The sequence below is a fragment of the Nonomuraea angiospora genome, assembly GCF_014873145.1.
GTDB lineage: Bacteria > Actinomycetota > Actinomycetes > Streptosporangiales > Streptosporangiaceae > Nonomuraea > Nonomuraea angiospora.
Genome location: NZ_JADBEK010000001.1, coordinates 7,255,394 through 7,281,696 on the forward strand (window position 1 = coordinate 7,255,394; position 26,303 = coordinate 7,281,696).

The 26,303-nt window shown below is 72.1% G+C and carries 26 protein-coding genes; 13 read left to right on the forward strand and 13 right to left on the reverse strand.

Features of this window, described 5'->3' with window-relative positions:
• Nucleotides 1-7: 7 nt before the first annotated feature.
• Nucleotides 8-2,101, reverse strand: a complete 2,094-nt coding sequence (locus tag H4W80_RS32925; protein ID WP_192788630.1) for a PQQ-dependent sugar dehydrogenase — start codon at nucleotides 2,099-2,101, stop codon at nucleotides 8-10.
• Nucleotides 2,102-2,372: 271 nt separating this feature from the next.
• Nucleotides 2,373-2,999, reverse strand: coding sequence for a TetR/AcrR family transcriptional regulator (locus H4W80_RS32930; RefSeq protein ID WP_192788631.1), 627 nt, complete (start codon nucleotides 2,997-2,999; stop codon nucleotides 2,373-2,375).
• 61 nt (nucleotides 3,000-3,060) lie between these two features.
• On the opposite strand from H4W80_RS32930, the gene H4W80_RS32935 reads away from it, so the two are divergent.
• From H4W80_RS32935 to H4W80_RS32950, 4 genes are all read left to right on the forward strand, one after another.
• Entirely contained in the window at nucleotides 3,061-3,717 is a 657-nt protein-coding gene (locus H4W80_RS32935) for a hypothetical protein (protein ID WP_192788632.1), read from the forward strand.
• A gap of 80 nt (nucleotides 3,718-3,797) precedes the next feature.
• On the forward strand, nucleotides 3,798-5,066 hold the full coding sequence (locus H4W80_RS32940; RefSeq protein WP_192788633.1) for a cryptochrome/photolyase family protein: 1,269 nt from the start codon (nucleotides 3,798-3,800) through the stop codon (nucleotides 5,064-5,066).
• Between the two features lie 185 nt (nucleotides 5,067-5,251).
• Nucleotides 5,252-6,085, forward strand: a complete 834-nt coding sequence (locus tag H4W80_RS32945) for an SAM-dependent methyltransferase (protein ID WP_192788634.1) — start codon at nucleotides 5,252-5,254, stop codon at nucleotides 6,083-6,085.
• 106 nt (nucleotides 6,086-6,191) lie between these two features.
• Nucleotides 6,192-6,602, forward strand: coding sequence for an ATP-binding protein (locus H4W80_RS32950; protein ID WP_192788635.1), 411 nt, complete (start codon nucleotides 6,192-6,194; stop codon nucleotides 6,600-6,602).
• 30 nt (nucleotides 6,603-6,632) lie between these two features.
• Here H4W80_RS32950 and egtE read toward each other — a convergent pair whose 3' ends face one another.
• Genes egtE through egtA form a run of 5 tightly spaced genes read right to left on the reverse strand, consistent with a single transcriptional unit; the run spans nucleotide 6,633 to nucleotide 12,289 of the window.
• The gene (gene egtE, locus H4W80_RS32955) at nucleotides 6,633-8,009 is read right to left on the reverse strand and encodes an ergothioneine biosynthesis PLP-dependent enzyme EgtE (protein WP_192788636.1); all 1,377 of its coding nucleotides are present in this window, start codon (nucleotides 8,007-8,009) and stop codon (nucleotides 6,633-6,635) included.
• Nucleotides 8,006-8,986 carry an L-histidine N(alpha)-methyltransferase gene (egtD, locus tag H4W80_RS32960; protein WP_192788637.1) on the reverse strand — a complete coding sequence of 327 codons (981 nt, stop codon included), beginning with the start codon at nucleotides 8,984-8,986 and terminating at the stop codon, nucleotides 8,006-8,008. Before egtD ends, egtE begins: the two co-directional genes overlap by 4 nt.
• A gap of 19 nt (nucleotides 8,987-9,005) precedes the next feature.
• A complete protein-coding gene (gene egtC / locus H4W80_RS32965) occupies nucleotides 9,006-9,725 on the reverse strand; it encodes an ergothioneine biosynthesis protein EgtC (protein ID WP_192788638.1) in 720 nt (239 codons plus the stop codon).
• Nucleotides 9,726-11,018, reverse strand: coding sequence for an ergothioneine biosynthesis protein EgtB (gene egtB / locus H4W80_RS32970; RefSeq protein WP_192788639.1), 1,293 nt, complete (start codon nucleotides 11,016-11,018; stop codon nucleotides 9,726-9,728). It lies immediately after the preceding gene.
• Nucleotides 11,015-12,289, reverse strand: a complete 1,275-nt coding sequence (gene egtA, locus H4W80_RS32975) for an ergothioneine biosynthesis glutamate--cysteine ligase EgtA (protein ID WP_192788640.1) — start codon at nucleotides 12,287-12,289, stop codon at nucleotides 11,015-11,017. Before egtA ends, egtB begins: the two co-directional genes overlap by 4 nt.
• Nucleotides 12,290-12,394: 105 nt before the next feature.
• Between egtA and H4W80_RS32980 the strand changes: the two genes are divergently transcribed.
• Nucleotides 12,395-12,646, forward strand: coding sequence for an anti-sigma factor family protein (locus H4W80_RS32980; protein WP_192788641.1), 252 nt, complete (start codon nucleotides 12,395-12,397; stop codon nucleotides 12,644-12,646).
• A gap of 66 nt (nucleotides 12,647-12,712) precedes the next feature.
• On the opposite strand, the gene H4W80_RS32985 is transcribed toward H4W80_RS32980, so the two are convergent.
• Together H4W80_RS32985 and H4W80_RS32990 are read right to left on the reverse strand one after the other, a co-directional pair.
• Entirely contained in the window at nucleotides 12,713-12,952 is a 240-nt protein-coding gene (locus tag H4W80_RS32985) for an anti-sigma factor family protein (RefSeq protein ID WP_192788642.1), read from the reverse strand.
• A 79-nt stretch (nucleotides 12,953-13,031) separates the two neighbouring features.
• Nucleotides 13,032-13,670, reverse strand: a complete 639-nt coding sequence (locus H4W80_RS32990) for a sigma-70 family RNA polymerase sigma factor (RefSeq protein WP_318787176.1) — start codon at nucleotides 13,668-13,670, stop codon at nucleotides 13,032-13,034.
• A 567-nt stretch (nucleotides 13,671-14,237) separates the two neighbouring features.
• On the opposite strand from H4W80_RS32990, the gene H4W80_RS32995 reads away from it, so the two are divergent.
• The 7 genes from H4W80_RS32995 to H4W80_RS33025 all read left to right on the forward strand — a co-directional run bounded on the left by H4W80_RS32995 (nucleotide 14,238) and on the right by H4W80_RS33025 (nucleotide 20,761).
• Nucleotides 14,238-14,627, forward strand: coding sequence for a hypothetical protein (locus tag H4W80_RS32995; RefSeq protein WP_192788643.1), 390 nt, complete (start codon nucleotides 14,238-14,240; stop codon nucleotides 14,625-14,627).
• Between the two features lie 21 nt (nucleotides 14,628-14,648).
• Complete coding sequence (locus H4W80_RS33000; protein WP_192788644.1) at nucleotides 14,649-15,032, forward strand: hypothetical protein; 384 nt, start codon at nucleotides 14,649-14,651, stop codon at nucleotides 15,030-15,032.
• Between the two features lie 202 nt (nucleotides 15,033-15,234).
• A complete protein-coding gene (locus H4W80_RS33005) occupies nucleotides 15,235-16,368 on the forward strand; it encodes a hypothetical protein (protein ID WP_192788645.1) in 1,134 nt (377 codons plus the stop codon).
• A 102-nt stretch (nucleotides 16,369-16,470) separates the two neighbouring features.
• The gene (locus H4W80_RS33010; protein WP_192788646.1) at nucleotides 16,471-17,232 is read left to right on the forward strand and encodes a curculin domain-containing protein; all 762 of its coding nucleotides are present in this window, start codon (nucleotides 16,471-16,473) and stop codon (nucleotides 17,230-17,232) included.
• 338 nt (nucleotides 17,233-17,570) lie between these two features.
• On the forward strand, nucleotides 17,571-18,644 hold the full coding sequence (locus H4W80_RS33015; protein ID WP_192788647.1) for a trypsin-like serine peptidase: 1,074 nt from the start codon (nucleotides 17,571-17,573) through the stop codon (nucleotides 18,642-18,644).
• An 87-nt stretch (nucleotides 18,645-18,731) separates the two neighbouring features.
• Nucleotides 18,732-19,955 carry a cytochrome P450 gene (locus H4W80_RS33020; RefSeq protein ID WP_192788648.1) on the forward strand — a complete coding sequence of 408 codons (1,224 nt, stop codon included), beginning with the start codon at nucleotides 18,732-18,734 and terminating at the stop codon, nucleotides 19,953-19,955.
• Nucleotides 19,956-20,071: 116 nt separating this feature from the next.
• Nucleotides 20,072-20,761 carry a TetR/AcrR family transcriptional regulator gene (locus H4W80_RS33025; RefSeq protein ID WP_192788649.1) on the forward strand — a complete coding sequence of 230 codons (690 nt, stop codon included), beginning with the start codon at nucleotides 20,072-20,074 and terminating at the stop codon, nucleotides 20,759-20,761.
• A 7-nt stretch (nucleotides 20,762-20,768) separates the two neighbouring features.
• Here H4W80_RS33025 and H4W80_RS33030 read toward each other — a convergent pair whose 3' ends face one another.
• Nucleotides 20,769-21,566 (reverse strand): lytic polysaccharide monooxygenase auxiliary activity family 9 protein, encoded by a 798-nt coding sequence (locus tag H4W80_RS33030; protein WP_192788650.1) that lies wholly within the window; start codon nucleotides 21,564-21,566, stop codon nucleotides 20,769-20,771.
• Between the two features lie 117 nt (nucleotides 21,567-21,683).
• On the opposite strand from H4W80_RS33030, the gene H4W80_RS33035 reads away from it, so the two are divergent.
• Nucleotides 21,684-22,502: an SAM-dependent methyltransferase gene (locus H4W80_RS33035; protein WP_192788651.1), complete on the forward strand. Its 819-nt coding sequence runs from the start codon at nucleotides 21,684-21,686 to the stop codon at nucleotides 22,500-22,502.
• A gap of 3 nt (nucleotides 22,503-22,505) precedes the next feature.
• Here H4W80_RS33035 and H4W80_RS33040 read toward each other — a convergent pair whose 3' ends face one another.
• From H4W80_RS33040 to H4W80_RS33050, 3 genes are all read right to left on the reverse strand, one after another.
• A complete protein-coding gene (locus H4W80_RS33040; protein WP_192788652.1) occupies nucleotides 22,506-23,393 on the reverse strand; it encodes a helix-turn-helix domain-containing protein in 888 nt (295 codons plus the stop codon).
• A gap of 145 nt (nucleotides 23,394-23,538) precedes the next feature.
• Nucleotides 23,539-25,179, reverse strand: coding sequence for a fucose isomerase (locus tag H4W80_RS33045; protein WP_192788653.1), 1,641 nt, complete (start codon nucleotides 25,177-25,179; stop codon nucleotides 23,539-23,541).
• The gene (locus tag H4W80_RS33050; RefSeq protein ID WP_192788654.1) at nucleotides 25,176-26,249 is read right to left on the reverse strand and encodes an exo-alpha-sialidase; all 1,074 of its coding nucleotides are present in this window, start codon (nucleotides 26,247-26,249) and stop codon (nucleotides 25,176-25,178) included. The genes H4W80_RS33045 and H4W80_RS33050 overlap by 4 nt, the downstream gene beginning before the upstream one ends.
• Nucleotides 26,250-26,303 lie beyond the last annotated feature (54 nt).

The window sequence follows — 26,303 nt, forward strand, 5'->3', positions numbered from 1 at the left end:
GGTTCTCCTAACGGGTGGGCTGGAGGATGACCTCGTCGGTGCCGGTCAGCGAGGGCAGGTCCGCGCCGCCGGGGTCGGTGTAGGTCGCGACGAAGACGCCGGTGAGGTGGTCGGTTCCCGGATCGTGCCCGCTCGGCACGGTGGTCTGGATGGAGCCCGTGCAGCCGCGGGCGGTGGTCTGCGGGTGGCCGTGCTCGTCGTGGCCGAGGATGTAGTCGACGGTCACCTTGGAGCAGTCCACCGGCTGGTCGTCGGTGACCCGCACCTCGAACTCGACGGCGTCGCCGAACGTGAACGTCTGCCCGTCGGCCGGCCGGACCAGCTCGACGACCGGCGCGGCGTTGCCGACCACGATCCGCACCGACGTCGCCGCCGACCTGCCGGCGTCGTCGGTGACGCGCAGCGTGGCGTTGTAGAGGCCGTTCTGCCGGTAGGTGTACGACGCCTGCGGGCTGCGGGAGTCGACCCGGCCGTCGGCGTCGAAGTCCCAGGCGTAGCGGATCCGGTCCCCGTCGGCGTCGGTCGTGCCGGCGCTGGTGAAGTTGACGGTGAGCGGCGCGTGGCCGGCGGTCACCGACGCGGCGGCGGCCGGGACGGGAGTGTGGTTGCCGGTGTTGCCGATGTAGTCGAAGCGGGAGAGCTGGGCGTCCGGGTTCTCCCGGAAGTAGCCGTCGCCGTACTCCAGCACGTAGAGCGCGCCGTCGGGGCCGAACTCCATGTCCATCGGGTTGTCGAACACGAGCGACGGCAGCACGTCCTCGATCCGCCCGTCCCGGTGGAACGCCTTGACGTAGTCGCGGGTCCACTCGTAGAAGAGCGGGACGCCGTCGTAGTACCTGGGCCAGGCCACGGAAGTACGGCCCTGCGCGGCGCGCGGGTCGTAGTCGTACGCGGGCCCGGCCATCGGGCCGATGCCGCCGGTGCCCAGCTGCGGGAACTCCTGCGACGGCCCGTACGAGTACCACACGTCCGGTTGGACCACCGGTGGCAGCCTGCGCAGGCCGGTGTTGTGCGGCGAGTCGTTGACGGGCGCGGCGCAGGCGAACGCGTCGCCGGACGCGCCGGTCGCGAAGTCGTAGTCGACGTACGGGAGCCGCGCCGTCGCGCAGTACGGCCAGCCGTAGTTGCCCGCCTTGCGGATCTTCGTCCACTTGCCGTTCCCCGCCGGACCCCGCCGCGGATCGGCCTGCCCCGCGTCGGGCGAGTAGTCGGCGACGTAGAGGTCACCGTTGGACCGGTTGACCTCGATGCGGAACGGGTTGCGCAGGCCCATCGCGTAGATCTCCGGCCGGGTGCCCGCGGTCCCCGGCGGGAAGAGGTTGCCGCGCGGGATCGTGTAGGAGCCGTCCGGGCGGACCTTGACGCGCAGGATCTTGCCGCGCAGGTCGTTGGTGTTGCCGGCGCTGCGCTGGGCGTCGAACGCCGGGTTCCGGTCGGAGCGCTCATCGAGCGGGGCGTAGCCGTCGGAGGAGAAGGGGTTGGTGTCGTCGCCGGTCGACAGGTAGAGGTTGCCGGCGGCGTCGAAGACGATGTCCCCGCCGACGTGGCAGCAGATGCCGCGGTCCACGGGCACGTCGAGGATGCGCTGCTCGGTGCGCAGGTCGATGGTGGCGCCGGTGAAGCGGAACCGGGACAGCCGGATCAGCCCCTTGAAGGGCGCGAAGTCCGCCGGCGTGCCGGTGACCGGGGCGTCGCCCTCGTTGACGTCCGGCGTCGCCGGGTCGTCGACCGGGGTGTCGAGCGGCGGGGAGTAGTAGAGGTAGACCCAGTCGTCCTTCTTCGAGCCGGTGCCGAAGCCGGGGCCGAGGGCGATGCTCTGCAGCCCCTCCTCGTCGTGGCGGTAGACGTCGAGCCGGGCGGCCAGCGTGTTGAGGCCGGTCTTCGGGTCGTGTAACCAGACCTCGCCGCCCCGGGTGGTGTGCAGCACCCTCGAATCCGGTAACACCGCCAGGTCCATCGGCTCGCCCGGATTGTCGTTGAGCGTCACCTTCTGGAAGTCGCTGTCGGGCGGCGGGGCCGCGGCACTCCCGGAGGCGTGGGCGGCGGCGGGCAGGAGGATCACCGCGGCAGAGATGGCCGCGATCGCGGTTCTCACTCTCATCGCCTCTCCCTTCGGTCTACTCGGGGGGATAAGAGAGGGCAAATCACCGTGAATGTAACCCGAGTTACGCCGATAGAGGAGGGGGTAATCGCGGATGATCGAGCAACTTTCGCCTTCTGCCCGGACTAAGTGGCGCGCGCTGGGCGGGGCACGCCCGCGGCGGTGCCGGCCCGGCCGCCGGTCGCGCGGGGTCACCTCAGCGGCTCGCCGCCCGGGAGTCAGCTCAGCGGGCCGCCGCCCGGGAGTCAGCTCAGCGGGCCGCCGCCCGGGGTCAGCTCAGCAGCTCGCGGGCCAGCGCCTCGCTCCACCAGCGCTCGACCCGGTCGGGTGACCAGCCGCGCTCGGCGGTGAGCGTGGTGTAGACGTCGATGCTGCACATGCCCGCATAGACGTCCACGGCCGCCGGCACGTCCAGGCCCGGGCGGAGCGCGCCGGCGGGCCAGGAGGAGAACACCGCCGTGCGGGTCTCGTCGGCCCGCCTGCGGCCGTCGCGGTAGACCGTCGCCAGCTCGGGCTCGACGCGGCCGGCTTCGCGCAGCAGCGTGATGACGTCCCCGGCGCGCTCGTACAGGCGCCGGTCGAAGGCGGCCATCGCGGCCAGTTGGCGCGCGGGATCCGTCCCGGGGGCCTCCAGGTCCGCGAGCTGCCGGGACGGGTCGGCCGACAGGTCGGCGGCGTCGGCCAGGGCTCGGGTCAGGCCGGTCTTGTTGCCGTACACCGAGTAGACCGTCGGCACGGAGACCCCCGCCTCGCGGGCCACGTCGCGCACGGTCGTCGCCGCCCAGCCCCGCTCGACGAACAGCCGCCGCGCGGCCCGGGCGATCTCGGCCCGCGTCTCCAGCGCCTGCGTCGTACGGCGCAGCGAGTCGTAACGGCGCGGCCCCACCTCTGCCTCCATGACTTGCACCCTAAGGCTTTACGGTACTTATATTGAATATAACTAGCGAAAGGACCTGCGGATGCGCTTCTCCCGGATCGGCGGCATCGCCGCCATCGGCTTCGCCACCTCGATCGTGACCGCCAACGTGATCATGGCCCCGGCCGGCCTGCCGCTCACGGGCGCCGGGCTCGCCGAGGTCAACGCGTTCTTCGGCGCGAACGGCCACGTCGTCGGCCTCGGAGCCGCGTTCGGCCCCGTCGCCTGGGTGCTGGCCACCGTGTTCGGCGCGGGCGCGGTCTCCGCCCTGTGGGCGTCCGAGCGGGAGCGGGGCGAGGCGTGGTCCCTGGTCGGCTTCGCCGGCATCGCCCTGCAGAACGTCACCTTCGTCGGCATCATGGCGGCCCGCCTCGCGCTGGCCAGGACGGCTCCGGCCGACCCCGCCGCGACCCCGGGCCTGTGGGCGTGGCACGACGCGGTGTTCACGCTCAACGGCACGTTCCTGGCCATCGCGCTCGTCGGCCTGTCCGTGGCGGGCCTGCGCGCGAAGCTGCTGCGCCCCTGGGAGGGGACGCTGGGGTTCGCGGCGGCGGTGCTCCAGTTCACCTCCGCCTGCCTGGCCTTCCTGGTCATGAAGGGGGAGGGCCCCCTCGGGCTCATCGGCCTCGCCGGCTGGCTGATCTGGGTGGTCTGGCTGGTGATGTACGGCATCCGCCTGATCCGCCTGCGCGCGGCGTAGCAGCCCACCTGGAGCTCCTGGTCGCTCTCCCCCGGCGCTCCCGCGAGCCCCACGAGCGGCGTCCGGCTCACACTGTCCCCATGGCCACGGCGATCGTGCTGTTCAACAGGGACCTGCGCGTCCACGACCACCCCGCCCTCGCCGCCGCCTGCGAGCGGGCCGAGCGGGTGGTCCCGCTGTTCGTGCTGGACCCGGCCGTGCCGGAGGGGAACCGGCGCGGTTTCCTCCTGGAGTGCCTGGCCGAGCTGCGGGCCGCGCTGCGCGCCCGCGACGGCGACCTGGTCGTCCGGCAGGGCGACGTCGTCCGCGAGACGATGAAGCTGGCCGCCGAGGTGGGCGTGACGACGATCTGCGCCAGCGCCGACGTCAGCTCGCTCGCCAGGCGGCGCGAGGAGCGCTTCGCCGGGGAGCGGATCGAGTACCTGCTCTTCCCCGGCGTCACCGTCGTGCCCCCGGACGCGCTGCGGCCCTCGGGCGGCGGCGACCACTACCGGGTCTTCACCCCCTACTGGCGCGCGTGGACCCGCCACCCCCGCCGTCCGGTCCTGCCGCCGCCGCGCGCGGTGCGGACGCCCTCGGGCCTGGCCGCCGGTCGGCTGCCCCGGCCCCAGCCGCCCGGGCCGGCGCCCGGCGGCGAGCCGGCCGCCCGCGAGCGCGCCGACCGCTGGCTGCGCCACGGGCTGGACGGGTACGCCGACGGGCACGACGACCTGGCCGGCGACCGCACCTCGCGGCTCAGCCCGTACCTCCGCTTCGGCTGCCTGTCGCCGCTGGAGCTGGCCTGCCGCGCCGAGCGCAGCGAGTCCTTCGTCCGCCAGCTCTGCTGGCGGGACTTCCACCACCAGGTGACGTACGCGTTCCCGCGGATCGGCCGCGAGAACTACCGCCACCCCGAACGGCGCTGGCGGCAGGACCCGGACGCGCTGCAGGCGTGGCAGGCCGGGATGACCGGGCTGCCCATCGTGGACGCCGGGATGCGGCAGTTGCTCGCCGAGGGCTGGATGCACAACCGGGCGCGCCTGATCACGGCCGCCTATCTCGTCAGGCATCTCGGACTCGACTGGCGGGACGGCGTACGGCACTTCTTCCAGCACTTGCTGGACGGCGATGTGGCCGACAATTCGGGTAACTGGCAATGGGTCGCGGGCACGGGGAACGACACCCGCCCCAATCGCACCTTCAATCCCCTACGTCAGGCCAAGCGCTACGACCCCGATGGCCACTATGTCCGGCGCTATGTGCCCGAACTCGCCGGCGTGCCGGCCCCGTACGTCCACGAGCCCTGGCGACTTCCCTCGCCGCCCGCCGGGTACCCCGCGCGGCTTGACAGTGCTGCTGACCAGGGATGACTTGCGGACGATCTATTACGCGGGCCACGTCACGGAGAATCTGGTCACAAACATTTCCCGAAATAACCGGTCTATCGTATTGTCATTGACTGGAATTGTTGGAACATATGGTCAGAGTCATCGAGTGAAGTCCAAAGATCGCTTACCGCAAAAAGGTCAGCGGCGAGGGGAAAGGGGCAACGCTCATGCACCGACGTGCTGTCCGAAACCTGGCCAGGCTCGACACGACGCAAGCCAGAATCACTCGGATATTCGACGCTGCCGCAGGTGGGAAGGACAACTTCCAGGCGGACAAAGACGTGGTGCGCCATTTTGATCAAGTTACACCTGCCCTCACGACCGCGGCCCGCGCCGTTCTGCAATTCCTGTCCCGGGTGGTGACCCACCTGGCGGCCGAGGGCGTGGACCAGTTCATGATCGTGGGCAGCGGCGTCCCCAGCGGCCTCTCCGCCGGGAACCGGTTACACGACATAGCCCGCCGCGCCTCGCCCGGCTCCGCCGTACGCGTGGTCTACGTCGAGAACAACCCGATGGTGGTGGCCACGGCCCAGGCCACCATCGAGCCCTTCACCGACCTGGTGCGCGTGGTGGACGGTGACGTGCGGGAGATCGACGAGATGCTCCAGGACCACGTGATCCAGACGTTCATCGACTGGGACAGGCCCCTGGCCGTGCTCCTGCTGTCGTCGCACAGCCTCGACGACGACGAGTACGCCCACTACGTCGTCAAGCGGCTCCAGCACGCGGCGCCCAAGGGCAGCTTCCTCGGCCTGCTGCACACCACGTTCGACGCCGTCCCGGCGGAGCTGCTGCCGGCCGTCCGCGACATGGTCGCCATGACGCTGCCCCGCCTCGCGATCCGCTCGCGGGAGGAGGTCGCGGCCCTGCTCGACGGGCTCGACCTGGTGGAGCCCGGGCTGGTGTGGGTGCCCGAGTGGCGTCCCGGCGGGCGTGACCTCGCCTGCGCCGACGAGCCGAGCGCGTCGGGCAACTACGGCGCCGTCGCCCACATCCCCTGACGCGTCTCTCCGAGCCCGGAATCGTAACAAAATCGCATTCACATAAGTGAGGGCAAGAGCTTATCGTGGAGTTGGGAGCGCTCCCAAACCGAGAGACGTGATGCGTATGTCCCCCCGCCCCAGCTCCTTGCCCGCCGCTCCGATCCGCGCGGTCGCGTACCTGCTGCCGTCGGTGCCGGCGGGTGTCTGCGAGGCGCGCTCCCTGGTCCGGGCCGAACTGACCGGCTGGGGCCTGGAGAGACTGATCGACGACTGCGTGCTCATCGTCAGCGAACTGGTGACCAACGCCGTCCGGTACGGCGGGTCGGCGTACGCGTTACGCCTGGAAGACCGTGCGGACCGGCTGTACGGGGAGGTCTTCGATCCGGGCGACGGCGAGCCCCTCCCGTGCTCGCCCGACGCCGACGCGATCTCGGGACGGGGGCTGCAGATCGTCTCGGCGATCGCCGACGACTGGGGGGTCACCGCGACGGACGGCGGCAAGGTCGTCTGGTTCTCGGTCCTGAACACCGTCTGACCGCCCTGGTCGGCGCGGCGGGCTGGGGCGTCAGCGGGCGAGGACGCGGGCCAGGGCGTGCAGGGTCTCCACGGGCGTGCCGGGCGGCGGGGAGACGCGGAGCACGGGTTCGCGCAGGTCCAGCGGTGCGCGGGCGGTCGGTACGACGCTGACCAGCAGCGACGCCTCGGCGGCCCGGACGGCGGCGCTCTGCGCGCTGTCTCCCGGCGGTGGCCGGAGCGTGACCAGGGCGGACGGCTCGTCGAGCGGCTCGACCACGCGCCACCCGCCGGCCCCGTCGAGCACGCCGCGCGCCGTGCGGCCGAGGCCGGCCAGGTGCGCGTGGACCGCGAACGGTCCGAGCTCGTGATGCTCCAGCACGGCCACCCCGAGCCCGACCCGCGCCGCGACCGCCGCCTCCGAGCTCTCGTACCGCACCACGCCGGGCAACGGCACCGGGCCGTCACGCTCGGGGCCCTCGTACCGTGCCACCGGGCCGTCGCCTTCAGTAGTCCACTGGTGGCCGCCCAGGGTGGGGACCGCGGCGTCCATGGCCGGCGTGAGCCCGGGGACGATCAGGAAGCCGACACCGCGCGGACCGGCCAGCCACTTGCGCGAGGTCCCCACGTACGCGCTCGCCCCCGCCCCCCGTACCTCGACCTGCCCGAGCGACTGGCAGACGTCGAGCACGAACGGCACCCCCGCCGCGCGGCACAGCGCCCCGATCTCCTCGGCGGGCTGGACGACGCCGCGGTGGGAGGCCACGTGGGAGACGATCACCAGGTCGAGCCGGGCCGCCAGCAGGGCCCGCAGCCGTTCGAGGTCGAGGCGGGCGTCGCCGTCCACCGGGAGCTCGACCGGCTGCCAGCCCCGCTGGGCGGCCAGGCGGTGCAGCAGCATCAGCGTGCCGCCGTACTCGGTGCGCGCGTGACCGACGCGGCTGCCCGGCGGGAGCCGCCAGCCGCCCAGGAGGGCCGCCATCGCCGCCGTCCCGCTCTCCAGGAACGCCACGTCCGCCGGGCCGCCCCCGACCAACCCGGCCAGGGCCGATCTGGCCGGGGTGAGGTCGGGGACGGCCGCGTAGCCGCCGCGTTCCCGTTCGAGCCGCAGATGGGCCACGACCGCGTCGAGCACCCGGTCGCTGGGCACGTTGCAACCGGCCGCGTCGAGATGTCCGGGCGGCACGACGCCGCGCGCCGCCCGCCACAGCTCACCGGCCCGCGCCGCCCATCCGACCCGATCGGCCGGCCCGCCTGGCGCGTCCGGCCCGACTCCGGCCGGCCCGCCTGGCGCGTCCGGCCCGACTCCGGCCGGCCCGCCTGGCGCGTCCGGCCCGACTCCGGCCGGCCCGCCCGATCCGACTCCGGCGGCCGGCGCGTCCTGCCCGGCCCCGGCGGGCGGCGCCGCCTGCCCCGTTCCGGGGATCATGCCTCGGCCAGGATCAGGGTGAAGTCACCGTCCGGGTCGGTGTAACCGCGGCGCACCAGGAAGCCCGCCGCGGCCAGCTCGGCCCGCAGCCCCTCCGGCCGGAACTTGGCGCTGATCTCGGTACGCACCTCCTCCCCCGCGGCGAAGTCCACCTCGATCCCGAGCTGCGCGACCCGCACCCGCAGGTCCCGGACGGCCCGCAGCCGCATCTCGATCCATTCGTGCCGATCGTCGTAGAGCGCCACGTGCTCGAACGCCTCCGGCTCGAAGTCGGCCCGCAGCTCCCGGTTGATCACGTGGAGCACGTTGCGGTTGAAGGCGGCCGTCACCCCGGCCGCGTCGTCGTAGGCGGCCACCAGCCGCTCGGTGTCCTTCACCAGATCGGCCCCGAGCAGGAACGTGTCCCCCCGCCGGAGCGTGGCCCGCACCTCCTTCAGGAACGCCCTGCGGGCGACGGGTTCGAGGTTGCCGATCGTGCCGCCGAGAAAGGCCACCATCCGCCGCCCGGTACGCGGCAGCAGCCCCAGGTGGCGCTCGAAGTCGGCGCACACCGCCCGCACCTCGAGCCCGGGGAAGCGCCCGGCGACCCGGCGCGCCGCCGCTTCGAGGGTGACGGCGTCCACGTCCACCGGCGTGTACGCGCGCAGCGTGCCCGCCGCGGAGAGCGCCTCCAGCAGCAGCTCCGTCTTCTCGCTGGTGCCGGACCCCAGCTCGACCAGCGTGTCCGCGCGGGAGGCGGCGGCCAGGTCGGCGGCCCGGGACCGCAGGATCGCCAGCTCGCGCCGGGTCGGGTAGTACTCGGGCAGCCGGGTGATGCGGGAGAACAGCTCGCTGCCCGCCGTGTCGTAGAACCACTTGGGCGGCAGCCACTTGGGCGAGGACGTCAGACCGAGCCGGACGTCACGTTCGAGCGCCTGCCGCAGGTAGTCACGGTCGAGATGGTTGATCACATGCACGGTCGACTGGCTGACGGCCATGAGGCCTCCTATGGTGAGATCACAACGGCTGCACGGCAACGCGGTCGGGGGTGACGGTCAGCAGGCTGCGCTCGGGAACGGGCTGCCAGCCCGGCAGGTCGTCGAGCGGTTCGCTGGCCACGCGCACGCCGTCGTGGCTTCGGTGGTGAAAGAGCGTGTCGCCCCAGACGGTCGCGGCGATCGACGCGCCGTCGCAGGCGAGCAGGTTGAGGCGGGCGCCGGGGTCCTTCTTCCCGGCGTGGACGACGACTTCGGCCAGCGCCTCGCCCAGCCCCAGCCCGGCGCGCCCGCGCAGGAACACGGCGCTCGCGACCCAGGCGGCGTCGCACGCGCTCTCCGCGCGGCCGGCCAGGTCGTCGGCGAGGTCGCGCAGCGCGTCCTTGCTGACGCGCCCGTTGTGGCTGAGCAGCCACCCCTTGTCGGTGAACGGCGCGGTGGCGCTCTCCTCGATCGGCATGCCCGCGGTGGCCGAGCGCACGGCCGCGAGCAGGCAGGCGGAGCGGGCGACCTGGGCGAGCGCGGGCAGGTTGGCGTCGGACCAGATGGGCACGGTACGGCGGTAGCGCACGGGCTCGGGGCGCGTGGAGTCGTACCAGCCCATGCCGTAACCGTCGGCGTTGATCATGCCGTGGCGCTGGTGCCGGGGCGCGTACGACTGCTTGAACAGGCCGTGCTCGGGTTCGTGGATGAGCCAGGTGAGCGGGCGGGGCTCGCCCAGCCAGGCCGCGTGCCTGCACACCTAGACCAGCTCCGAACGCGCGCAGCGGAACCCGGTGAAGATCTGCCGCCTGATCGGGTAGTCCCAGTTCCTGAACGTGGTGCGGACCGCCGCCGGATCGGCCGCCCAGGAGCCGCCGCGCAGCACCCGGTATTCCTGGCCGAAGAACACCTCGCTGTACTCCTTGTAGGGAAACGCCCGGAAGCCCGGGTAGGGCTGGAACCAGGAACCGGTCCACTCCCACACGTCTCCGACCATCTGCTCGGCCCCGTACGCGCTGGCCCCGGCCGGGTAGGCGCCCAGCGGCGCGGGGTGGGCGGCGCGGTGGCCGAGGTTGGCCCTGGTGGGGTCGGGGGCCTCCTCCCCCCACGGGTAGCGGCGGGCGCGGCGGGCCCGCGGGTCCCAGCCGCAGGCCTTCTCCCACTCGGCCTCGGTGGGCAGCCGCTTGCCGGCCCAGCGGGCGTAGGCGTCGGCCTCGTACCAGCTCACGTGCTGGACGGGCTCGTCCATCGGGACCGGCTCGGTCCGGCCGAAGCGCCTGCGCCACCAGGCGTCGCCGTCCCTGACCCAGAACAGGGGGGCGACCACCCCGCTGCGCTGCCGCCACTGCCAGCCCTCGGCGGACCACCAGCGCGGGTCGTCGTAGCCGCCCTCCTCGATGAACGCCGCGTACGCGCGGTTGCCGACGGGGAGCCGGTCGATCCAGTACGCGGGCAGGTCCACCTGGTGGGCGGGGCGTTCGTTGTCGTAGGCCCAGGGGAGGGTGGCGGTGCCCATCATGAAGGAGCCCGCGGGGACGTACACCTCCTCGGGGCCGCCGCCGCGGCCCTGGGGCAGGTCGCCCTCGCGTACCAGGCCGGGCTGCCCGGACAGCTGCAGGGTGGCGAGCATGGTCTCGTCGTGCTGGTGCTCGTGCTGGATCACCAGGCCGAACACGAAGCCGTCGCGGTGCAGCGGGTCGGCGCCCTCCAGGTCGATCGCGTCGAGGACGTCGAGCACGCGCCCGCGTACGCCCTCGATGTAGCGGCGGGCCTCGGCCGGCCCCAGGAGGGGCAGGGTGGGGCGGTCCTTGCGCGGATGTTTGAACGCGTCGTAGATGTCGTCGATCTCGGGGCGGATCGGCTCGATGCCGCCGGCCGCGCGCAGCACCCACAGCTCCTCGTAGTTGCCGACGTGCGCGAGGTCCCACACCAGCGGCGACATCAGCGGGGAGTGCTGACGCACCAGCAGGTCGTCGTCCGCCTCGGTGTAGGCGAGCGACCGGTCGCGCACGGCGAGGAGCTCGGCCGCGATGCGTTCCTTGGAGTCGTTCATGGCCGTCCTTCTCCGTTCAGCCAGGCCGGGACGCGCCGTCCCGGCACCGGATCCATCAGGTCGGCCGCCGGTGAGCGGCCCGGTGTCACGTGCCGGTCGGCGAACGCGGCCACCTCGCCGACCAGGCCGGAGTCCGCGCCGAGGCGGGGCAGCGCCTCCAGCGCGGCGCGGAAGCACGCCTCGGCGGCCCGGGCCAGGCGCGGCTCGCTCAGCCCGCACCGCGCCGCTTCCCGCCACAGCTCACGGCTCGGCGTCCGGCCGGGCCCCAGGTACGGCTCCACGGCGGCCAGCGCGGCGTCGGCGGCCCGGTCGTCGGCGACGAGGGCGTGGGTCACCGCCACGCACACCGGCCAGGCCGCCGGGTGCTGGGCGTCGAGGTAGCGGATCTCCAGCCAGCCCCTGGGCCGCACCGGGGGGAAGACCGTCGTGGCGTGATAGGCCAGGTCGTCGGCGGTGGGGCGGCGCTCGCCCGCGCCGTTCAGCCAGTCGCGGAACGTCGAGCCGTCGCGGACCGGGCGGCAGCGCTCGCCGTCCTCGCGCACCAGCATGAGCCGGGCGTCCAGCAGGTAGTCGGCCCAATCCGCGGCAGGGTCGGCGGCGGGGCGGCCCGGGGCGGGCACGGGCGCGGTCCGGGTGCGGTCGAGGCGGTCCCAGACGGCCTGGCGGCCCGACATCCAGCCGCACGGCCGGCCGCCGCTGAGCGGCGAGTTGGCGAAGGCCGCCATCAGCACGGGGCCGAGCGCGTGCGCCCGCTCCCAGCGGGCCTGCGGCCGCTCCCCCAGGTCCAGGTTGACCTGGACGGAGGCGGTCGAGCACATCATCAGCGCCCCGTACGGCTCGCCGAGGAACTCGGCCATGGCGTCGTACCTGGGCAGGCGGAGCTGGCGGCGGGCCGGGCGCACCGGGTCGAGGCCCACCCCGGCCAGCACCAGCCCCGCCGGGCGCAGGGCGGCGCGCACGGCGGAGACGTCGGCGGCCAGGCGGTCCAGCGCGTCCCGCAGCGGGGCCGCGGGGCCGGAGAGCTCGAGCTGCCCGCCCGGCTCGAACGTCACCCGGCTGCCGCCCGGCAGCGCCGGGACCGCCCGCTCGACCTCGGCCATCGGCACCTGCGCGGCCGCCGCCGCGCGGTCGAAGACCAGGAACTCCAGCTCGACGCCCACCCGCTCCCCGGCGTCCGGACCCTGCGCGGCCGGCTGGAAGCATCGGCGCGCGAAATCCGCCACCTCGGAGGCGTCCCGCAGCGGCGTGCTCTCGGACGTCAGCCCGATCATCGTCGTCCCCTTCGCGTGGCGCACAGGTCTACAGACCCGCGAGGCGCGCGAACGTTACAGGCGGATTTTCGTGTAACGGATGGGGCGTGACCGGCACTAGGTCACATGGAGCGGGCAGCGGACGGCCTCGGGTGCGACGACGTGCTGGGGCTGCTCACGGACTATCTGGAGGCCGCGCTCCCGGCGGGGCGACGGCGGCTGGTCGCGGACCATCTGGGCGCCTGCCCCGCGTGTTGGGAGCGGCTGGCGCAGCTGATCGCGACGATCGCGGCGCTCGGCTGCCTGCGCGACGACGTCATGCCGGCGCCGGTGCTCGCCGCGCTGCGGGCGAGCTTCCGCACGGGCCCCAGCTCATGACGCGGCCCGCCCCGCGGCCCACGGTGGGGCCCACGACGCGGCCCACCACGCGGCCCACAACGCGGCTCATAACCGGCGACGCTCGCGGAAGGCGGACATGAGCCGGTCGCGCATGTCGGCGGGCAGCTTCTCCGGGGGCGGGTCGCCGAGGGCGCCGATGGTCGCCCGGAACTGCTCGACGTAGCGCTCGCACCCCTCGCAGCAGGCCAGATGCGCCCGCACGCCGTCGCGGGCCGGCCGGTCGAGGGCGTCCTCAAGGTAGGCGGTGATGAGCCCCGCCAGCTCGTCGCAGGTGAACCGCTTCACGACGTCGACCGCCCTTGCCTCTGGATATGAACCGTTTCACTTATTGTCGCCGCTTCGCCGCCCAGGAGAAGCCCACCGGCTACTCCGGCTGCTTCACGGACTCGAAATAGTCGGCGAGCCAGCCGCGCACGGCCATGCGGGCGCGATGCAGCAGCACCCGCTGGTTGGCCTCGGAGATCTCCAGGATCTCGCACACCTCGTCGGACGTGCACCCTTCGACGTCCCGCAAGGTGATCACGATCCGCTGCCGGGGAGGCAGCCGCGCCAGCCCCTCGGCGATCAGCCCGCGCACCTCCGAGGCGAGCGCCTCGCTCTCCGGCGTCGGCCAGGCCGCGGGCAGCTCCTTCCAGCCGCCCGGCAGCACCGCGTCGAAGCCCTGGTCCGCCACCGAGACGCCGTCGTGCTCGAAGGAGCTCCACGGCAGCGTGCGGCTCTCGCGGGCGCCGCGCTTCTTCGCGGTGTTGATCAGGATGCGGTAGACCCACGTCTTGACCGACGACCGGCTCTGGAACGCGTCGATCCCGCCGATCACCGCCAGCCACGTGTCCTGGACGACCTCCTCCGCGGAGTGATCGGTGGACACGTAGGACCTGGCCACCCGCAACATGCCCCCGGACCAGGTGTCGAGCAGCGCCGCGAACATCGCCTCGTCCCCGGCGCGCAGGGCCGTGACGACGACGTCATCCGGAGGCAGCTCACCGCCCGCGAGAGACCCCACGATCGCTTCCCTCCGCTCGAACGCTGAGACATCCACGGCGTCCGGACCGATCGCCGGCCCTAGCCCGGGACGTACCGCCCCACGCTAATCCTTCCCACTGACGTTCTTCCGTCTCGGCGAAATGCCACAAGATGCGTATTTTTCGGATAAACAGGTCAGAAGCTAGCCAAAGCCGCAGTTCACGACGTTACGCCGCCCGCCCCGGGCCCGCGATCCCGTGCCCTCAGGACCAGACTCCCAAGGTTCCGGACATGCCCGGCGCCATGTTCTGGCGGAGTCCCGTTCTCGCGGCGATAGTCGCCTCATGTCTGATTTCTCCTTCGACCGCGGTGTCCATCTCGCCGTCCAGGGGGCCTGGGCATGTTGATGCCGGCCTGAACCGTACGGCTCCGGCGGTCGCGGAGGCGGCCGCCGGAGGAGGCATGACGCCCGCGCTGGGCCACGGGTTCACTTGCGGTTGATCAAAAAAGCTTGAGCGTCGCCTTCCGGGGTGGCTCGCGTCGCAATCCCCCTCCCCTAATTACTTTCTGTCGTGGCATACATCTGTCTGTAACCGAGGGGGACTTCATGCTCCGTCGTATCCTGGCGGGCGGGCTCGCTCTGACCGCCACCGGTCTCGTCCTGGCCACCGGCCCCGCCGTGTACGCCGACGAACTCAAGGCCCCGTACGCGCGGGCCGGCGCGGTCGTCGACGCGGACGGCAGGCTCAACCTGGGCAAGAACATCGTCGCGACCTGGCGGGCGGCCACCGGCAAATACTGCGTGCAGGTCGACCAAGACGTCGACGTGACCGAGGCAGTCATCCAGATCACCGCGCGCCACGCGCTGCGACTGCCGCACATCGCCTTCAGGAACCCCTCGGCGACCTGCCACCGGGACAACACCATCACGGTCAACGTCTTCAACCCCCACACGGCGCGGCTCGCCGACTCCGGTTTCGACCTCTCCATCTCCTGATCTGGCCCGAAGGGACAACCAATGAAGAACATCAGGCGCATAGCCGCAGGGGTGCTCGCCGCAGTCGCCGTCCTGACACCGGTCGCCGCCTACGCGGACACGCCGTACGCCCAGGCGTCGGCCGAGGTGGACCAGGACGGCTCCCTGATCCAGGGCAGCCACATCACCGACGTCTGGCACCCGTACCGGGGCGTCTACTGCGTGACCGTCGATGAGAGCGTCGACCTCACCGGCCCGGTGGCGATCCACGCCACGCCCATCGGCGAATACTCCGCTCCGCGCGCGCTGTCCGTCGAGCTCAACCCGCAGGCGTGCGGCGAGCAGCGGCTGGACACCATCGCCGTCTACAGCCAGGTCTCCTTCAGGGTCCGGGCCGACGCGGCGTTCTACCTGACCGTCTCCTGACACCGCCGGGGCCGCGCGCGATGAACGCGATGCGCGCGGCCTTGCCGCCTGGGCCTCCAGCAGGGGAGTTACGCCGCATTTCCCGGCAAAAGCGCTGATCAGCGACCTGCAGTCGGAGCGAATCCCCTCCGGAGCACCGGTGAATACAGCATCCTGGGCATGCCATCACGCTCACCCCGCCCCCTTCAGCCGAGGAGGTCGCGTGACCCGGTACGCCATAGATCACAACCGCAACATGCTCATAGCCCAATGGAGCACCGGCATCGGCGACACCGCCACCACCGTGGCCGAGCTGCCCCGGGCCCGCTCCCCCTGGGACGCCCTGCGCCTGGCCACCTCCCTGACCGACCTGTCGCAGGCCTGCTGGCGCTGCTACACCCATCCGGCCAGCACCGCGGAGCGGCACGGGCCCAACAGCCTGGGCTGGTACCGGCAGTGCGAACGCGACGCCTTCGCCGCCATCGTCCCCGCGCTGACCAGCCCTGGCCCTTCCATCGGCAGCCCGTTCCCCACCTCGACCACCAGGGTCGAGGACAGCGCCCACCGCGTCGGCCGTTCCCTGCGCGCCTTCGACATCTCGCAGCTCACGGTCCGCATCATCACCGAGGTCACCGACGAGCTGGCCGCCATCGAGCAGGCCGAGCTCGGCGACCTGTCCGACCGCGCCCAGCAGGCCGTCGTCCTCAGCCGCGAGGACGCCTCCCCTCTCCAGGTCGCCCAGGCCGACGGCCTGCTGCACCGGCACCCCTTCGGCCCCGAGGAGCTGTTCACCCACGTGGACCCGGCCGCGGCCGCCATCGCCGCCGCGCACTGGCTCTACGCGGCGGCCTCCACCACCGCGCGCCGCGCCCGCCTGCACCCGGCGCAGGTCGTGGCCCGGGTCGACGGCATCAGGCCGCTCGTCCAGGAGAGCCTCACCGAGATCGTGACCGCGATAGGGGCGGGCACGTCCCCGCGGCAGGCCGTCATGCCGATGATCCGCCACGCGCTGCACATCGCCGAGGGCCACCTCAGCGGCGTCACGGAGGCCAGATACCGCATCACCGCGGCCGAGGAGCTCGCCGAGCGGGCCCACGCCGACCACCCCGAGCTCGGGCTCGACTTCGACGCGGTCTACCTGCCGATCACCCCGCTCGACCCGGCCCGCCCGGCCCTCGACCTGCTCGAGAACCTGCTGGAGGCCATCCACGGCTGCTGGCTGCTGGACGTGCACCGCGTACACCCGCTGGGCACCCTCGTCGACGAGAGCACCGACCCATTGCGGCGGGGCCCGGTCGAGGCGTTCCTGGCCGAGGTCAGGCAGGAGGCGGCCGTCCGCCGCGAGGACCTGCTGTAGCGGGCCGACAGTTTCAGGCCTTTCGAAATGAGCCGCCCCCGTAGCGGCCGCTGATTAGTGTCGCTCTCCTTGATCACCTCACTGGGGAGCAACATGCGAAAGATGTCGGCATACATCGGGGCGCTGGCGCTGGCGAGCGCGGTGGTCGTGGGCTCGGTCGCGCACTCCGCGTCGGCGGCGACGGCCCACAGCGCCACGGCGGGCGTCGAGCGTACGACGTGGCTGAACCCGGGCCAGTTGCTCAAGGCGGGTGACTCCGTACGGTCGTCCGGCGGCGACTACGTCCTGCAGCAGCAGGCCGACGGCAACCTGGTCATGTACCGGGGCACCACGGCGCTGTGGAGCAGCCAGACCGGCGACAGCCCCGGTGCGTTCGCCGCCATGCAGGAGGACGGGAACCTGGTCGTCTACCGCGGCAAGACCGCGCTGTGGGCCTCGAACACCGACACTCCCGGCGCCCGCCTGGCCGTGCAGGACGACGGGAACCTGGTCATCTACGCCGGCAAGACCCCGCTGTGGACCCGCCACGCCACGATCAGCGTGCTCAAGCCCGGCTACGGGCTCAAGCCCAACCAGTACGTACGCTCCCGCAACGGCGACTACCAGTTCACCATGCAGGAGGACGGCAACCTCGTGCTCTACAGGGCCGGCAAGGCCCTGTGGGACTCGAAGACCGGCGGGAACCCGGGCGCGCGGCTGGAGATGCAGAAGGACGGCAACCTGGTCGTCTACAAGGGCACGACGCCGCTCTGGAACTCCAAGACCGGCAAGAACCCCGGCGCGCGGCTGGAGGTGCAGGACGACGGCAACGTCGTCATCTACGACGGCAGGAGCCCGCTCTGGTCCACCGAGACGGGCCGCTAGTCCGGGGTGAACCTCCTCGGCGATGACGGCCAGATCGCCGAGGAGGCCGTCAACCGCTCGCGCCGGCGCGACGGCCCGAGACATGGGTGCGGCCATCGCTTGCTCCTCCAAGCGTCTATGACCTGGACCGCCGAAGGGCGATGGCCGCAGGTAACAGTGTGACGCCTCTGCGTGAACGGCGCAGCTCGTCACCGCAAATGGCGACGGCGGCGGTCACTCCCGGTATCGGCAGCAGTTCGTCCGGCAACGGCGCCATATCAATATGTGCATGCCTTGAGGAAGATAGTTAGCGCCATACGTACCTCCATGCGGCAGATTCCGCGTTTCGGGAGGTACGTATGCATCGCAGAGTCGTCCTGCTCTCCACCGTCGCGCTCGCCCTGGCGGGCGCGCTGGTACCGGCGGGCGCCGCCCAGGCGAGCGCCCCGAGCGGGCTCGGCCCCAGGCCCGTCGGCTGGTCCGGCGCGGACTCCTGGTCGGAAGCCAGGAGCGTCCAGCAGTACTGGACCCCACAGCGCATGCTGGCGGCGCAGCCGCTGGGGACCCCGCCGCCGCGCCGCAGCCAGTCGAGCGGGCCGACCGAGGGCAGCCCGTGGGCCAGCCGGAACGGCTCGGTCCAGCGCTCTTCCTGGTCGACCGGCGGCGGCGTCGCCACGCAGGGCGCGGCCTGGTCGACCCCTGGCACCCCGGCCGCCAACGCGCGGTTGCAGGCCGTGGTGCCCAACAGCCCCGGCCTGCGGTGGACCGACGGCGGCGCCGTCGTCCGCACCACCGGGCGCGTTTTCTTCACCACCGCCGAAGGCGGCAACGCCTCCTGCTCGGGCTCGGCAGTGACCAGCGCCAATGAGAGCGTCGTGATGACCGCGGGGCACTGCGTGAAGCTGAACGGGGCCGCGCACCGCAACTGGGTGTTCGTGCCCGGGTTCGACAACGGGCGGCGCCCGTTCGGCACCTGGGTCGCGACCAGGTTGCTCACCACGCAGCAGTGGAACGCCAACGAGGACATCAACTTCGACGTCGCCGCCGCCGTGGTCGCGCCGCTGCAGGGTCGGACCCTGACCGACGTGGTCGGCGGGCAGGGGGTCGCGTTCAACCAGCCCAGGGGGCGGCAGATGTTCTCCTTCGGCTATCCGGCGGCCGAGCCCTTCGACGGCTCCCGGTTGATCTACTGCAGCGGGCGCACGTTCAACGACACCGTCCAGACCAGGGACCAGGGCCTGCGCTGCAACATGACCGGCGGGTCGAGCGGCGGGCCGTGGTTCCAGGGGTTCAACGAGTCCACCGGGCTGGGCTGGCTGAACTCGGTCAACAGCTTCAAGTACGACTTCGCCCCCCAGTTCATGTTCGGGCCCTTCTTCGGGAACGAGGCAATGGCCGTCTACCAGTCCGCCCAGCGCACCAACACGCTCTGAGCCCGCGTCGCGCGGGTTTCAAGGCGATTGCCTTAATAAGGCGGCCGACTTATATTCGGAGTGTCAGGCTTCCGAGCTGGAGGACACATGACCGCTGACGCGATCCCCGATTTCCCGTTCGACCGCCCCACCGCCCTGGAGCCGCCGCCGCAGCTCGCGGAGCTGCGGGACAAGTGCCCGGTGTCGCACGTACGGCTGCCGAGCGGGGACGTGGCCACCCTGGTGACCAGGTACGACGATGCCCGCGCCGTCATGGCGGACCCGCGCTTCAGCCGCAACCTCGCCAGGGAGGGCGCCGCCCGGCTGTCCACCACCAAGGACGGCGGCCTGTTCAACCGGCGCAACGAAGGCACCATGGACATCAGGGAGGGGCAGGGCCACATGCGGTGGCGACGCCTGCTCAGCCGCTGGTTCACGGCGCGGAAGATGGAGGTGTGGCGGCCCAGGGTCCAGGCGATGACCGACGACCTGCTGGACGCGATGCTGGCCAAGGGCTCCCCCGGCAACCTGTCGGCCGGGCTGGCCCTGCCGCTCCCGGTGCGGGTCATCTGCGCGCTGGTCGGCGCGCCGAGCGAGGACCAGGACAAGTTCGCGCACTGGTCCAGGACCATGCTCACGCTGACGCGCAACACCCAGGAGGAGGTCGACCAGGCGTACCAGGAGTTCACCTCGTACGTGTCCGACCTGGTCGACCGCAACCGGGAGAACCCGGGCGACGACCTGCTCAGCGAGCTGACCCAGATCACCGACGCCGAGGACGGCCGGCTCAGCCAGGACGAGCTCATCTCCACCGTGCGCGGCCTGCTGCTGGCCGGCCACGAGACGACCTCGAACATGATCGCGATCATGGTGGCGATGCTGCTCGCCGACCGGGAGCGCTACGAAGCCGTGGTCGACGACCCCGACCTGATCCCGGGCACCGTCGAGGAGGTGCTGCGCCTCGACAGCACGCTGTCGGTCATCGGCGGGGTGCCCCGGTTCATCACCGAGGACGTCGAGCTCGGCGAGTTCACGGTGCCCGCGGGCAGCACGCTGATCCCCAACATCCCCGCCGCCAACCGCGACCCGGCCAAGTTCGCCGACCCCGAGCGGTTCGACGCGCGGCGGCAGAACAGCAACCAGCACCTCACCTTCGGCGCGGGATCGCACTACTGCCTCGGCCAGCCGCTGGCCAGGCAAGAGCTCCAGGTCGTGCTGAGCACCCTGACGCGCAGGCTGCCCGGCCTGCGGTTGCGGGACGCCCCGGACGAGCTGCGCCTTCGCACCGGAGGGCTGTCGGGAGGGCTCCAGGACGTATGGGTCACCTGGTGACCTCCTGAGCACGGCGCCGGCGGGCCGCGCGGCGGGCCGCCGGCGTCATCCGTGCTCGTGGCGAGGGCGATAATCGATCGGGGGACGGCACAGCAGGACGAGCTCAAGGATCGATCATGAAAGTCAGCACGGCGGTCGCCACGCCGTCACCCCGCTCGCTGCGCTCCCGCGACAAGCTCATGCACACCGCGGAGCGGCTCTACGCGGAGCACGGGTTCGCCAACGTCTCGATCAGGATGATCCGCGAGGCGGCGGGCCAGCGCAACAAGTCCGCCGTCCAATACCACTTCAGCACCCGCGACGAGCTGATCCAGGCGATCCTCGCGCGCCACGCGGCCGAGATCGACCGGCTCCGCGCCCCGATGGTGGCCGAGCTGGAGTCCTCGGGCGAGGTGTCGCGCCGCGACCGGATCACCTGCGTCATCGCCCCGAGCATCGAGCACCACATCGAGCTGGGCACCCCGTCCTGGTACGGGCGCTTCCTCGCCCAGGCCATCGTGGAGCCCTCCCTGCGCGACTTCACCACCGAGGCGAGCGTGAGCACGCCCTCGTTCCAGCGCCTGGAGCAGCTGCGGCCCCCGCGCGGGCAGGAGCGCGACCCCGGGCTGTTCGAGCGGTACGCGTCCATGACGCGGCTGCTCATCGTGCACATGTGCGCCGAGCTCGAAGGCGACCTGGCCACCGGGCGGGTCGATCCGGCCGCCGCCGAACGGTCATGGCGCGAGCTGGGCGAGACCCTGGTCACAGCGGTCTGCGGCCTCAGCTCCGCCCTCCTCGACCAGGAGGGCGACCCCGCGGCGGGCTGAGGGGCGGTCAGCGGTGGCGGCGCGGGCGGGCCAGGAGGATGATCATCGCCCCGGCGCCGATCGCGAACAGCGCCGCGGCGGTGACGAGCCAGGGCAGGCTGGTATACCCGGTGAGCCGGTACTCGGTCGCCGGCCCGGGCTGGGCGCCCGCGCCGGCAGCCGCCGCGGCGGCGGGGGCGGTGTTGCGGAAGACGACGTCCGAGCAGGAGTAATAGGTGTCCGGCGTGTCGGAGTTCTGCCAGATCGTGTAGATCAGGTGGCGACCGGTCCGGCCCGAGGGCAGGCGGCCCTTGATCACGTACGAGCCGTCCGTCAGCTTCGGGTCGGTGGCCTGGAGGAAGGGCTTGCGCTCCAGGTCGGACCACTTCAGCGGCCTGGTCGGGTCGTAGCCCTTCTTCGTGACGTACAGCCGGAACGTGCCCTGGTGCGGGATCGTGCCGCGGTAGCGGAAGGTGAAGCGCGCCCCCGGCTTGAGCGTGGTCGCGGGCCAGTCGGCGCGCGCCAGGTCGAGCCCCTTGAACTCCGGGATGCCGCCGCTGCACAGCTTGCCGTCCGGGATCGTCTCGCGGTCCCTGCCGGCGACGTTCGCCACCCGCAGGTTGTCCCATTCCGCGGTCGCGGTCTTGCCTCCGGCCGCCACGGCGGCGCGGCAGGCGGCCGGCCGCGTCTTCAGCGGGCTGTCGGCGCCGCAGGCCGCCGCCCGGCTGAGCGGGCTCTCCAATGCTCCGTGCGCGCCCGCCGGGGCGGTGATCAGGCCCAGCGACAGCAGCGCTCCGACGCCTACGCTCGTGATCCGGTGCCGCACGTGGCCGACCTCCTCGCATAGTCCTGCAACGAGGTACGGCCTCCCGGCCCCACAGGTTCATGAAGACCTGGTAGAAAAGGCAAAAACCGCAGATGCGACATATGAGGTGAAGCTCTCGTGACAGATCATTCACCCCTGGATCCCGCACTCCTGTCCAGGATCGACATCAGCAAGCCGCATCAGGCCAGGGTCTGGAACTTTTGGCTGGGTGGAAAGGACAACTATCCGGCCGACCGCCAGCTGGCCGAGAAACTGCGGGACATCTATCCGGGCATGGAGGACATCGCCCGCCATTCTCGGGTCTTCTTGGGACGCGCCGTTCGATATCTCGCCGGAACGGCAGGAATCCGGCAGTTTTTGGATATCGGTACGGGCTTGCCGACCGTTGACCACACCCACGAGGTGGCCCAACGGGTGGATCCCACCAGCCGAGTGGTCTACGTGGACAACGACCCCCTTGTCCTGGTTCACGCGCAGGCCCTGCTCACCAGCGACCCCCGCGGCGCCTGCGACTACATCGAGGCCGACGTGCGCGACCCCGCCACCATCCTGGAGTTCGCCTCCAAGACACTCGATTTGAGCCGCCCGACCGCGCTCATGCTCCTCGGCGTGATGGGCACGGTCTTCGACGACGACGAGGCGTACCGGCTGGTCGGGCACCTGCTCGGCGCGCTGCCCCCGGGCAGCTACCTGGTGTTCGAGGACGGCACGAACATCGTCAAGCCCGACGCCGCCGCCGAGGCCGAGCGGCTGCGCGACAAGGGCGAGGTCTACGAGTACCGGCTGCGGACCCCCGAGGAGATCGCGCGGTTCTTCGACGGGCTGGAGCTGGTGGAGCCGGGCCTGGTGTCCGTCTCCCGCTGGCAGGTGGAGTCCGACGTGTTCGGGCTGCCCCCGGAGGTCGACGCGTTCTGCGGGGTCGCGCGCAAGCCGTGACGGTCAGAGCTCGGCGATGATCTCGCGCAGCAGCGCCGGGGTGGCGCTCGCGGGCGAGGCGTGCACGCCGAGCTCGTCCATCAGCCGCTGGTACGGCAGGACGTCCGTCTCCTTGGTGAGGTATTGGGCGTTGGTCAGCTGTTCGAGGTAGACGACGTCGTGCAGCTCGGACTGCGGGAAGCGCAGGATGGTGACGGGGCCGACGCCGCCCATGACCCAGCCCGAGCCGAACGGGACCACCTGCACGGTGATGTGGGGCCGCGCGGCCATCCGGCCGAGGTGTTCGAGCTGGCCGCGCATGATCTCTGGGCCGCCGACCTGGCGCCGGAGCGCCGCCTCGTCCAGCACCACCCAGAGCTTGCGCGGCGCGGGCGGCTCGAGGATGAGCCGGCGGCGCATCCGCACCTCGACCCGGCGCTCGATCTGCTCCTCGGACTCGCCCTTGTTGCCCATGGTGAAGATCGCGCGGGCGTAGTCCTCGGTCTGCAGCAGGCCGGGCACGAACTGCACCTCGTGGGCGCGGATCAACGAGGCGTCCTGCTCCAGCCCCAGGTAGGCCTCGAACCAGTCGGGGATCACGTCGCGGTAGTCGTGCCACCAGCTGGGCTCGTTGGCCTGCTTGGCCAGGGCGAGCAGGGCCGCGCGCTCGGCCTCGTCGGCGACGCCGTACATGATGAGCAGGTCGGAGACGTCACGCGGCTTGAAGCTCGTGCGCCCGCCCTCCATGCGGCTGATCTTGGAGTGTGAGCTGCGGATGGCGTAGCCGGCGTCCTCCCGGGAGATCCCGGCGGACTCGCGCAGCCGTCGCAGTTGCGCACCCACGAGAATACGCAGCGCGGTCGGCCCGGAGTGGACGGCATCACCACCGAGCGTTTCCGCCAGGTCATCCATACCGTGAGCAGTCGACATCCACATCCTCAATCGGCAACTCGCCACAGTCCGGTCCCGCCGTTCAATATTGCCACGGGAGTCGCGACAGAGCGGATATTTCCTTGTGGCGCCGGAGGTGTGGTGCGACGGCTCCCTGGACGGCTCCCTAGATGGCGACGTCCCCGCACACGTGCACCTCCACGCCGAGCCGCTGGAAGAACGCCGCCTTCGCCACCAGCGCCTTGTCGGCCGTGGCGGCGTCGGGGGCGTAGGCGACCTGGACATGGTTGGCCTTGTGGCGGGCCATGAACTGGTCGCGGTCGACCCCGTGGTGCACGACGTGCGCGATCGGCCACTCGGGGTTGGTGGCCGCCCACCGCCGCTCGGTCTCCTCCTCCGGCAGCTCCACGACGGAGGCGCGGCCGAGGTCGAGCTGGAGCCGGGCGTCGGCGATGTAGAGCCGGGACCAGACGATCTCGCCCGGCTTGCTCACGCCCTTGATGGTGCCGCCGCCGGCGGGGAAGTACATCGGGTTCTGCCGCCAGCTCACCGCGCCCGCGTACCCGCCGGTCAGGTGGGAGGGCGGCACGGAGCCGGAGATCTCGTAGACCCAGACGAAGTCGTCGCCGTACTGCTCGCCCCAGCGCACGTCGTGCAGCGTGGTCGCGGGGTCGAGGCCCATGGCGGTCCACACCCGGTTGGTCACCAGCGCGTCCACGGCCACGCCCTCGTCGGCCTCGTTGAAGTGCGGCAGCGGGGCGCCGTCGTAGAGCACGCGGGCGCCGTCGCGGCTGGTCACCGGCGGGCGTACGGCGTTGTTGAGCAGGCCCTCCGCCAGGTCGGATGCGGGGGTCAGGTCCTTCAGGCCCTGCTGGTACTGGATCCCGACGGCGTCGAGGCCGAAGTCGTCGGCGATCCGCAGCGCGGCGACGTACATCTTGAACTGCTCGCGCAGCTGCCGGTCGGTGAGCTCCGTGGCCTCGTCGGCGCCGGTGGCGAAGCGCATCCCGGCGGCGTCGAGCCACTCGCGCACGGCCGTCGCCTCGGCGTCCGGCACCTTGAGCATCTCGGCGTACAGGGCGCTCTGCGACAGCCGCTCCTTGTAGATCCCGAGGGGGTTGAGCAGCTCGTCGTCGATGATCGCGTTGTACATGCCCATGCAGCCCTCGTCGAACACGCCGATGATGGCCTTGTCGCGCAGCAGCTCCTCGGCCAGCGCGCGGCCGAGCTCGGACTCCGGGCCGGGCGGCAGCGGGGGCAGCGGGCGGACGTGCGAGGAGTCGTGCGCGATGTGACCGGTCCGCACCCAGCTCGCCAGGCCGTCCAGGAAGTAGCGGTCGGTGAAGTCGACCGACCAGATCGTCGAGTACGCGCGGCCCATCTTGGTCAGGCCGGCGTTGAGCCCGAGCAGGCCGACCAGGCCGGGCCAGGTGCCGTCGAAGTTGGCGACGGTGAGGATCGGGCCCCGGTGGGTGCGCAGCCCGGCCAGCACGTGGTGGCTGTACTGCCACACGGCCTCGGCGACGATCAGCGGCGCGTCGGCGGGGATGGTCTTGAAGACCTCCAGGCCCATCCGCTGGCTGTCGATGAAGCCGTGCCCCTTCGCGGCATCGACCTCGTGCGCGCGGATCACCGTCCAGCCGAGGTCGCCGAACGCCGCGGAGACGGCCTTCTCCAGGCTCTCCTGGGCGGCCCAGCCGGCGACGTTGGCCGACAGGCGCAGGTCCCCGCTGGCGATCAGGTACGCGGTGCGCGGCGCCACGGGCTGCTCGGCGCGGGGAACGGGCATACGGTACGGACCGGTCATGGCTGCTCCAGATCTGCGAGGGGCAGCCGGGCGAGGACGATCGCCCTGCGCTGCCAGGTGTAGGTGACAAGGAGGTCGTCGGGGGTGACGACGGCGGAGGGATAGCTGTATTCGGCGACGCCGCTGGTCACGACGCCGTCGTCACCGGGCGCGAACCCGGGGGCGGCGGCGCCGGACGGCAGCAGCCGGGGCACGGCCGGGTCGATGGCGAGCACGCCGTCGTCCAGGACCGGCCCGGCCTGCCAGGTCAGCCCGTCGTCGTCCGACAGCGAGACGACCAGCGGGCAGCGGCTGCCCCATGACTCGGCGGCCGGGTTGTGCACGCAGGCCACCCGCCCGGACGGCAGCGCGACCACCGTGAGGCCGCTGTTGTTGTTCGGCAGGCCGGTGGGCTCGGCTGGCGTCCAGGTGCGCCCGCCGTCGGGGGAGGTCGAGCGGTAGGCCCGCCCCTCGGTGCTGCGCATCAACGCGACCGGGCCGCTCGCCCCCCACCACAGCGCGGGCTGGATGTGCCCGGCGCCGGCGAGCGCCTCGTGGTCCACGGGGATCGGGGCACGCGTCCAGCTCAGCCCGCCGTCGTCGGAGACGTCCACGAACGGGTCCCACCGGGGCGGCTCGCCCCACCGCTCCGTCGAGCCGGGCGCCAGCCAGGGGCCGCCCCCAGGAGGGAGCAGCGGAGGGTTCTTGACGGGGCCGCGGCCGCCGGACCGGTCTCCCGGGACGAGCTCGCGTACCGGCTCCCACGTGAGGCCGCCGTCGTGCGAGCGGGTGACCAGCGTGATCCACTCGGAGATGCGCGCGCCGGCCTTGCAGAACAGCCACAGGGCGCCGTCGGGGCCGCTCGCCAGCACCGGGTTCCAGTGGGCGACGTCCCGGCCCGTCTCCAGGGTGCGCACCTCGCCGCCGCGGGCCACGCGGATGCGGTTGTCGGGCGTGCCCTCTCTGGTGCCCGCGAACCACGCGACGACGGGGGTTCCGTCCACCACCGCGAGCGTGGACGCGTGGCACTGCCTCCAGCGGGGGTCGTCGACGGTCACGAACTCCCGGTGGACGCGCTCGGCCCGGCTCATCCGGTCACCCCCGCCGCGATCGTCATGCCTGAGCGGTCTCGGCCGGCCGCGACC

Bases quoted from the DNA above. Each gene is read 5' to 3' on its own strand.
- H4W80_RS32925 (WP_192788630.1), bottom strand. From the start codon at position 2,101: ATGAGAGTGAGAACCGCGATCGCGGCCATCTCTGCCGCGGTGATCCTC.
- H4W80_RS32930 (WP_192788631.1), bottom strand. From the start codon at position 2,999: ATGGAGGCAGAGGTGGGGCCGCGCCGTTACGACTCGCTGCGCCGTACG.
- H4W80_RS32935 (WP_192788632.1), top strand. From the start codon at position 3,061: ATGCGCTTCTCCCGGATCGGCGGCATCGCCGCCATCGGCTTCGCCACC.
- H4W80_RS32940 (WP_192788633.1), top strand. From the start codon at position 3,798: ATGGCCACGGCGATCGTGCTGTTCAACAGGGACCTGCGCGTCCACGAC.
- H4W80_RS32945 (WP_192788634.1), top strand. From the start codon at position 5,252: ATGCACCGACGTGCTGTCCGAAACCTGGCCAGGCTCGACACGACGCAA.
- H4W80_RS32950 (WP_192788635.1), top strand. From the start codon at position 6,192: ATGTCCCCCCGCCCCAGCTCCTTGCCCGCCGCTCCGATCCGCGCGGTC.
- egtE (WP_192788636.1), bottom strand. From the start codon at position 8,009: ATGATCCCCGGAACGGGGCAGGCGGCGCCGCCCGCCGGGGCCGGGCAG.
- egtD (WP_192788637.1), bottom strand. From the start codon at position 8,986: ATGGCCGTCAGCCAGTCGACCGTGCATGTGATCAACCATCTCGACCGT.
- egtB (WP_192788639.1), bottom strand. From the start codon at position 11,018: ATGAACGACTCCAAGGAACGCATCGCGGCCGAGCTCCTCGCCGTGCGC.
- egtA (WP_192788640.1), bottom strand. From the start codon at position 12,289: ATGATCGGGCTGACGTCCGAGAGCACGCCGCTGCGGGACGCCTCCGAG.
- H4W80_RS32980 (WP_192788641.1), top strand. From the start codon at position 12,395: ATGGAGCGGGCAGCGGACGGCCTCGGGTGCGACGACGTGCTGGGGCTG.
- H4W80_RS32995 (WP_192788643.1), top strand. From the start codon at position 14,238: ATGCTCCGTCGTATCCTGGCGGGCGGGCTCGCTCTGACCGCCACCGGT.
- H4W80_RS33000 (WP_192788644.1), top strand. From the start codon at position 14,649: ATGAAGAACATCAGGCGCATAGCCGCAGGGGTGCTCGCCGCAGTCGCC.
- H4W80_RS33010 (WP_192788646.1), top strand. From the start codon at position 16,471: ATGTCGGCATACATCGGGGCGCTGGCGCTGGCGAGCGCGGTGGTCGTG.
- H4W80_RS33015 (WP_192788647.1), top strand. From the start codon at position 17,571: ATGCATCGCAGAGTCGTCCTGCTCTCCACCGTCGCGCTCGCCCTGGCG.
- H4W80_RS33020 (WP_192788648.1), top strand. From the start codon at position 18,732: ATGACCGCTGACGCGATCCCCGATTTCCCGTTCGACCGCCCCACCGCC.
- H4W80_RS33025 (WP_192788649.1), top strand. From the start codon at position 20,072: ATGAAAGTCAGCACGGCGGTCGCCACGCCGTCACCCCGCTCGCTGCGC.
- H4W80_RS33040 (WP_192788652.1), bottom strand. From the start codon at position 23,393: ATGGATGACCTGGCGGAAACGCTCGGTGGTGATGCCGTCCACTCCGGG.
- H4W80_RS33045 (WP_192788653.1), bottom strand. From the start codon at position 25,179: ATGACCGGTCCGTACCGTATGCCCGTTCCCCGCGCCGAGCAGCCCGTG.
- H4W80_RS33050 (WP_192788654.1), bottom strand. From the start codon at position 26,249: ATGAGCCGGGCCGAGCGCGTCCACCGGGAGTTCGTGACCGTCGACGAC.